We start from the raw sequence: 7,877 nt of genomic DNA, 5'->3' as shown, positions 1-7,877 counted from the left end.
TGGACGGCGCGAGTCTGTGGCGATCGGTGCGAGAGGTGATCCTTCCGTTGGTCTCACCCGGCATCGCGGCCACTGCGCTCATCTGTGTGATCTTCGCCTGGAACGAGTTCTTCCTCGCGGTGAACCTGACCGCGGTGAACGCTCAGACCATGCCCGTTTATCTCGTCGGATTCATCGCCGGTGAGGGTCAGTACTGGGCCGTGCTTTCAGCGGCCGCAACCATGGCCGCGCTTCCCGTGATCCTCTGCGGGTGGCTCGCCCAAAACAAGTTGGTGCGTGGACTTTCGTTCGGCGCGATCAAGTAACTCCCCTCACTCACCTCATCTCGAAGGAGAACAGATCATGGCTGCAATCACCTACAAAAACGCCTCTTGCATCTACGAGGGTTCGGACAAACTCGCGGTCGACTCGCTCAACCTCGACATCCAGGACGGCGAGTTCGTCGTCCTGGTCGGACCAAGCGGCTCGGGCAAGAGCACCGCACTGCGGATGCTGGCCGGCCTCGAAGACATCGACGAGGGCGCCATCGAGATCGGCGGCAAGGACATGACCGGTGTCCCGTCCAAGGACCGCGACATCGCGATGGTCTTCCAGAACTATGCGCTGTACCCGAACAAGACGGTCGCCGAGAACATGGGTTTCGCACTCAAGCTGCGCGGGGTATCGGCCGCGGAACGGCGCAAGAAGGTCGAGGAGGCCGCCAAGGTCCTCGACCTGACGGAGCACCTGGATCGCAAGCCCGCCAAGCTGTCCGGCGGTCAGCGTCAGCGCGTCGCGATGGGCCGTGCCATCGTCCGCGAACCGCAGGTGTTCTGCATGGACGAGCCACTTTCGAATCTGGACGCGAAACTGCGCGTGCAGACCCGTACCCAGATCGCCGCCCTGCAGCGCCGGCTCGGCACCACCACCGTCTACGTCACCCACGACCAGGTCGAGGCCATGACGATGGGCGACCGCGTGGCCGTGCTGCGCTTCGGGAAGCTGCAGCAGTTCGCCTCGCCCAACGAGTTGTACGACAGGCCTGACAACGCGTTCGTCGCCGGCTTCATCGGATCGCCCGCGATGAACCTGGTGACACTCCCGGTCACCGCCGACGGCGTCAAGATCGGTGACTCGACGCTGGAACTCGAACGCGACGATCTGACCAAGCTGAGCGCCGCAGGCCTGTCGGAGGTCACCTTCGGAATCCGGCCCGAGCAACTGGAAATCACCGAGTCCGGTGGAGTTGAGGTCGTCGTCGACCTCGTCGAGGACCTCGGCAGCGAGGCCTACGTGTACACGCACGCGGGCTCCGGCGTCGAGCTGGTGGCGCGATGCAACCCGCGCAAGGCGCCCAAGTTGGCCGACACGGTGCGGTTGCACAGGCATGCCGAGGGTGCGGTGCACCTGTTCCACCCCGAGACGGGCGAGCGCATCAACTGACTTCCGCGGACGCGAGGAGCGAATTGAACATGCGCGCGCCGGAGTTCCGGCTCCGCGCACCAACTCCGGGTCTTCTCGCCCTACCGTGGGACCGGCCGTTGTCGGAATGGCTTGTTCCAGACGTTGCGCTGCGCGACATCGCGGTCGGACCCAGCCGTCACCTGGTGAAGTTCGTCGACGCCGACGATCAGCTCTGGGCGGTCAAGGACATGCCGCCGCGGCTCGCGATCAAGGAGTACGACGTCCTGCGACGGCTCGAGGACATGGGGCTGCCCGCCGTTCGTCCGGCCGGTCTGGTGCTGCAGCCCGAGTTCGACACTGCGATCCTGGTCACCCGCTACCTCGAGGGGTCCTGGCAGTACCGCCGCCTGTTCATGCGCCTGCCGCCCGACCAGCCCAAGCACCGCGCGCGATTGTTCGATGCGATGGCCGGACTATTGGTGGAACTGCATCGCCACGGCGTCTTCTGGGGTGACTGCTCGCTGGCGAACACGCTATTCTCCCGCGACGGCCAGCTGCTTCAGGCGTGGCTCGTCGACGCCGAGACCTCCGAGGTGCACCCGGCGTTGAGCCGGGGCCAGCGTCAGCACGACCTCGAGATCCTCGTGGAGAACGTCGCGATGGGGATGTTGGACCTCGCCGAGCGACTCGATTCTCCGGAGGAGTTGCAGGACACGCTGATCGCCGAGGCCGAACACATCCAGGTTCGGTACGACACGCTGTGGGAGGCCCTGCATGCCGAGCCGGTATTCGGTTTCACCGACCGGTACCGCGTCGAGGGGACCGTCCGCCGCCTCAACGAGCTCGGCTTCGCCGTCGACGAAGTATCCCTGCAGCCGGTCAGCGACGATCCGAGCCAACTGAGAATCCGTGTGGCCGTTGGCGATCGGCGCTACCACGCGCAGCGACTCCGAGAGCTCACCGGCCTGGACGTCGGCGAAGGGCAGGCCCGCATTCTGCTCGGCGACCTGCACGCCTATCAGGTGCAGTTGCGCAGGGAAGCGGGCCACGACGTCGACGAGTCCACGGCCGCGCGACTGTGGGTGATGGAAGTACTCACTCCGTACCAACAGCTCGCGCACAGCGTCGTCCACCACACCGGCACCGCCATCCAGGCCTACTGCGATCTTCTCGAAGTGCGGTGGTTGCTCAGCGAGCAGGCCGGTCACGACGTCGGCACCAACAAGGCGCTCGCGGCGCTGGCCCGCGACGTCATCCCCACCGACTCCGCGGCGAAGTTGGCCATCGCCGAGGTGCCGACCGCACCGTTCGCGGTCCTGGAGATCGACGACGACGATTGACGTCTTCCCGCGAGGCGAACCATCCTCCGCGCGATACTGGCTGAGTGGAGCGTTTCGAGCGGGTGCGGTTGACCAACCCCGACAAGGTGCTCTACCCGGCGACGGGCACCACAAAGGCCGAGATCTTCGAGTACTACGTCGCGATCGCCGACGTGATGTTGCCGCACATCGCAGGCAGGCCCGTCACCCGCAAGCGCTGGCCGAATGGCGTCGAGCAGCCGGCCTTCTTCGAAAAGCAGCTGGCGTCCTCGGCGCCGGACTGGCTGCACCGCGGCTCGATCACGCACAAGTCGGGCACCACCACCTACCCGATCATCGACACCCCTGAGGGGCTGGCCTGGATCGCGCAGCAGGCCGCGCTCGAGGTGCACGTGCCGCAGTGGCGGTTTGCGGGCAATGACACTCCGGGGCGCGCGACGCGCATCGTGTTCGACCTCGACCCCGGCGAGGGCGTGACGATGCCCCAACTGAGCGAGGTGGCAGGCGCGGTCAGGGAGTTGATGAGCGACATCGGGCTGGACACCTACCCGCTCACCAGCGGCAGCAAGGGCGTGCACCTCTACGTGCCGCTGGCCGATCCGATCAGTTCGCACGGCGCATCGGTGTTGGCGCGCAAGGTGGCTCAGCAGCTGGAGCAGGCGATGCCGAAGCAGGTCACCGCCACCATGACGCGCAGCCTGCGCGACGGAAAGGTGTTCCTGGACTGGAGCCAGAACAGCTCGGCCAAGACCACGATCGCGCCGTACTCGATGCGCGGCCGGGACCAGCCGATGGTGGCCGCGCCGCGGACCTGGGAGGAGATGGGGGATCCGGACCTGCGCCACTTGCGCTTCGACGAGGTGCTGGAGCGCGCCGAACGTGACGGCGACCTGTTCGCCGCACTGGACGAGGACGCGCCGGTGGCGGACAAGCTCACCACCTACCGCCGCATGCGCGACCCCGGCAAGACCCCCGAGCCGGTGCCTGCGGAGGCGCCCGCCATGGGTAACAACGACCGCTTCGTAATTCAGGAACATCACGCCCGCCGGCTGCACTACGACTTCCGGCTCGAACGCGACGGCGTGCTGGTGTCGTGGGCCGTGCCGAAGAACCTGCCGGAGACCACGTCGGTGAACCACCTCGCCGTGCACACCGAGGACCACCCGCTGGAGTACGCCACGTTCGAGGGGTCGATTCCGGCCGGGGAGTACGGCGGCGGCAACGTGATCGTCTGGGATTCAGGCACTTACGAGACCGAGAAGTTCCGCGACCCTGCAGAAGGCGCGGAAGAAAAAGGAGAAGTGATCGTCACGTTGCACGGCGCGAAGGTCTCCGGCCGTTACGCGCTGATTCAGACCGACGGCAAGAACTGGCTGGCGCACAGGATGAAGGAGCAGGCGAGCTTCTCGCCCAAGGACTTGGCGCCGATGCTGGCGACGCATGGTTCGGTGGGCCGGCTCAACTCCGTCGTGTGGGCATTCGAGGGCAAGTGGGACGGCTACCGGCTGCTGGTCGACGCCGACCACGGAACACTCGAATTGCGCTCGCGCAGTGGCCGTGACGTCACGCGTGAGTTCCCCCAACTCGAGGCGGTGGCCGCCGATCTGGCCGACCATCACGTCATCCTCGACGGGGAGGTCGTCGCGCTCGACGAGTCCGGCGTTCCGAGCTTCGGCGCGATGCAGAACCGCGGAGCCGGAGCCAACATCGAGTTCTGGGCCTTCGACGTGCTGCAACTGGACGGACGACCCCTGTTGCGCGCCAAGTACTCCGACCGCAGAAGGATACTCGAGGTGCTGGCCGACAGCGGCGGGTTGATCGTCCCCGAGCAACTCCCCGGCGACGGTGCCGAGGCGCTCGAGTACGCCAGGTCGCAACGGTGGGAGGGCGTAGTCGCCAAGAAGCGCGACTCCACCTACCAGCCAGGGCGGCGCTCGCAGTCGTGGATCAAGGACAAGCTCTGGTTGACGCAGGAAGTCGTCATCGGCGGGTGGCGGGCGGGTGAGGGTGGCCGCACCAGCGGCATCGGCGCGCTGCTGATCGGTGTACCGGGGGACGGCGGGCTGGACTTCGCAGGCCGTGTTGGGACCGGATTCACCGATAGGGATCTGGCGGCGTTGAAGAAGACGCTGGCGCCGCTGCATACCGACGAATCCCCTTTCACGGCAAGGCTTACCGGACCCGACGCGAAGGGCGTGACGTACGTGCGCCCGGAGTTGGTGGGGGAGGTGCGTTACAGCGAGCGGACGTCGGATGGCCGGCTGCGTCAGCCCAGTTGGCGTGGGTTGCGGCCGGACAAGACCCCCGACGAGGTGGTGTGGGAATCGCAGTGACGTTGGGTCACTGGCCATCTGCGAGCCTGTCGGCGAGAAGGTCTAGCATGCGTTCAAAGGTGGCCGCCGCGTTGGGGGTCTGGCCGATTCCGGCGTGTTCGATGGTGACGGCACCGTGGACAGCGCTCCACACGATCTGGGCGGATTCGGTCGAATCACGTTCGCGTACCCCAGTTCCCATTGCGCGGATCAGATCAACCAAAACGGTGAACACTGCGTGACCGGAATCCGCCACCTCCGACGATTGGTCCGCCAGAGGGCTGCCCGTCCCGAAGATCAACGAGTATCGGGCGGGATGCCGCAGCGCGAAGTCCCGGTAGCATCGGCACGCCAGGCGAAAGCGCTCAACCGGCTCGATGTCCTCGGGGACGTCGATCGCTTCGACAAGCTGCTCCAAGGTCCGGGTGGCCAGTGCGACGATCAAGCCTTCTTTGTGCTCGAACCTGTTGTACACGCTCATGGGTGAGACGGCGGCCTGATGCGCGACGGCGCGGACGGTGACGCCGCCGGTTCCGTCGCGATCCAGCACCGTCTCGGCCGCGTCGAGTAACGCGGCCGAGACCTGATGGCTGGCAGTGCGCCGGCGAACCGGGGTCTTGCTCATGTCAGCGCGTCGACCTGTCGGTGGGTCATCCAGGAAAGGGTGGTGTCGGCGACGTCACGCCATCCGTGGTCGATGGTCAACGAGTGTCCGCGTCCCTCGAACTCGTGGAAATCCGTAGTGACGCCTGACTTCTGGTAGAGCCCGTGGGCGGCCTTCGCAGATACGAAGGGCACGGTGTGGTCTGCACTGCCTGCGGTGATCAGCAGCGGGCCTCGCGTGCCGTTGGTGGTGTCGACCTTGGCCGGCGAATTGGCAGAGAAGTTCGCGACGGCCGCTTCGAACAACGGCTTGCCGGGCGACGGAATCGACCACTGCGCCCAGAGGGCATCGGATTCATCGACGGTCAACGCATTGCCGAATCCGTAGCGCCACTGCGCCTCGGTGAGGCCCTTGGCGCGTCCTCGGTTGAGGGGGTTGCCCAGGACGGGAAACGCGGAGCGCAGTTGAGCGATCGGCAGCGGCTTGACGCCCTTGATGGGGGCTGGGTCGATGGCGATCGCCGCGGCAGCCTTGTTCTGCCCCAACAGCTTCTGAGCGATCAGGCCGCCGAAGGAGTGCCCGATCACCACCGGTGGGGTGTCGAACTGTTCGAGCACGCGTGCGAAGTGCTCGGTCAGTTCGTCGATCCCGATCCCCGCTTGGTCCGCGGCGTGAAGGCGGGTCTCTTCGGCGGTGCCGTGCTCGCCGGGCCATGCCGGGGCGATGGCGTGGTGGCCCTGCTCGGCGAAGCGTTCGATCCACGGTTGCCATGCGGTGTGGGAGATCCACAGGCCATGGATGAAGACGACGTTGGTCATGGTGCAGCCCTTCTTTCGGGCGATGAACGCTCGTATGGAACAACGTTACATAACATCGCAAGGTGGTGAACGGCGGCGGGCCTGCAATTATTTCCGGCGCACGTTGGCGGGATTGCGCGATGCAGATTTAGAGGCTTTTGATGCCGGGTGGCGAATGGTCCACGGGTCGCACTTGCGGCCTGGGGTTTCTCAACTTCCACTGTAATCCGTTCTGCCACTTGAGTTTCAATAGTCACATTCGAGCGGTTTCTGTCGGTGGTCGCACGTATGTTCGAGCTATGTCGGTGGCCGAGGTGCGTGAGGGGTTGGCGATGATGCGCGCCGGCTACGCGATGCTCGCCGCTGCGTCGATGGACACCTTGACCAAGGACGAAGTGCTCGTGGTCGGCGACGAGCTGGAAATCTTGACCCGTCAACTGCCCACCCAGAGCCACCGGATGCTGGCCCGGCTGCAGTCCGAGACCACACCCAAGGAGATGGGCGCCAAGTCCTGGCGCGACGTGCTGACGATTCGGTGGCGCATCTCGACTACCGAAGCCAACCGCAGGCTCGGCGACGCTGCGTTGTTTGGGCCACGCCGGGCGTTGACCGGAGAACCCTTGGCGCCGGTGTTGGAGGCGACCGCCGCCGCGGCGGCGCACGGGTCGATCAATGGTGAGCACGTCGAGGTGATCCGCAAGGCGATGGCCAAGGTGCCGGGATGGGTCGACGCCGCCACCCGCGTCCAGATCGAAGTGGACCTGGTCCGCACCGCCCTGGGTGCGGGACCGAAGGAACTACACGACTGTGCCGACCTCAGGTTGTTCCTACTCGATCAGGACGGACCCGAACCCGACGAGCGCGAACGGGCCCGACGGCGGGGTTTGTCGAAGGGCAAGCAGGGCACCGACGCGATGACGCCGGTCAGAGGCCAATTGACTCCGGAGGCGTGGGCGACGTGGGAGGCGATCTTCGCCAAGTACGCCGCGCCGGGCATGTGCAACCCCGACGACGACGAACCTTGCACCTCCGGCACCCCGACCCAGGCGCAAATCGACAACGATCACCGCAGCATCGAACAACGCCGCCACGACGCGCTGGTCGCGGTCGGGCGCATCGCGTTGATGAGCGGGCAGTTGGGCCAGCTCAACGGGTTGCCGGTCATGACCATCATCCGCACCACCCTGCAGGACCTGGAGTCCCGGGCCGGGGTCGGCGTCACCGGTGGCGGCACCATCATGCCGATCAAAGACGTGATCCGCCTGGCCAACCACTCCCACCTCGATCTGGCGGTGTTCGACAAGGCCACCGGATCGGCACTGGACTTGTTCCGCACCCGCCGCGTCGCCTCCCCCGCCCAGCGGATCATGCTGATCGCCCGCGACGGCGGCTGCACCAAACCGTCCTGCACCGTGGGTGCCTACGGCAGCCAGGTGCATCACGCCATGGCCGATTGGGCTGA

General features: G+C 66.1%; 7 protein-coding genes. 5 read left to right on the top strand and 2 right to left on the bottom strand.

Going from position 1 to position 7,877, the window contains the following annotated elements; all coding sequences use genetic code 11:
• The 4 genes from QOC69_RS33155 to QOC69_RS33140 form a co-directional block, all read left to right on the top strand.
• Positions 1-305 (top strand): ABC transporter permease subunit (locus QOC69_RS33155; RefSeq protein ID WP_526446728.1); only part of this gene is annotated, 305 nt, incomplete at its 5' end.
• A 37-nt stretch (positions 306-342) separates the two neighbouring features.
• The gene (locus QOC69_RS33150; protein WP_526446727.1) at positions 343-1,422 is read left to right on the top strand and encodes an ABC transporter ATP-binding protein; all 1,080 of its coding nucleotides are present in this window, start codon (positions 343-345) and stop codon (positions 1,420-1,422) included.
• 29 nt (positions 1,423-1,451) lie between these two features.
• Positions 1,452-2,723, top strand: a complete 1,272-nt coding sequence (locus tag QOC69_RS33145) for a DUF4032 domain-containing protein (protein WP_526446726.1) — start codon at positions 1,452-1,454, stop codon at positions 2,721-2,723.
• 44 nt (positions 2,724-2,767) lie between these two features.
• A complete protein-coding gene (locus tag QOC69_RS33140) occupies positions 2,768-5,035 on the top strand; it encodes an ATP-dependent DNA ligase (RefSeq protein ID WP_526446725.1) in 2,268 nt (755 codons plus the stop codon).
• Positions 5,036-5,042: 7 nt separating this feature from the next.
• Here QOC69_RS33140 and QOC69_RS33135 read toward each other — a convergent pair whose 3' ends face one another.
• Both QOC69_RS33135 and QOC69_RS33130 read right to left on the bottom strand, forming a co-directional pair.
• Positions 5,043-5,639 (bottom strand): TetR/AcrR family transcriptional regulator, encoded by a 597-nt coding sequence (locus QOC69_RS33135; protein WP_526446724.1) that lies wholly within the window; start codon positions 5,637-5,639, stop codon positions 5,043-5,045.
• Positions 5,636-6,436, bottom strand: coding sequence for an alpha/beta hydrolase (locus QOC69_RS33130; protein WP_526446723.1), 801 nt, complete (start codon positions 6,434-6,436; stop codon positions 5,636-5,638). The genes QOC69_RS33135 and QOC69_RS33130 overlap by 4 nt, the downstream gene beginning before the upstream one ends.
• 278 nt (positions 6,437-6,714) lie before the next feature.
• Between QOC69_RS33130 and QOC69_RS33125 the strand changes: the two genes are divergently transcribed.
• Positions 6,715-7,877, top strand: a 1,163-nt coding sequence (locus QOC69_RS33125; RefSeq protein ID WP_526446722.1) for a DUF222 domain-containing protein, incomplete at its 3' end; no start/stop codon positions are given.

It is taken from the genome of Mycobacterium sp. (assembly GCF_032162105.1).
Taxonomy (GTDB): domain Bacteria; phylum Actinomycetota; class Actinomycetes; order Mycobacteriales; family Mycobacteriaceae; genus Mycobacterium.
The sequence above is the reverse complement of the archived record's forward strand: the minus strand, read 5'-3'. Positions and strand labels throughout refer to the sequence as shown.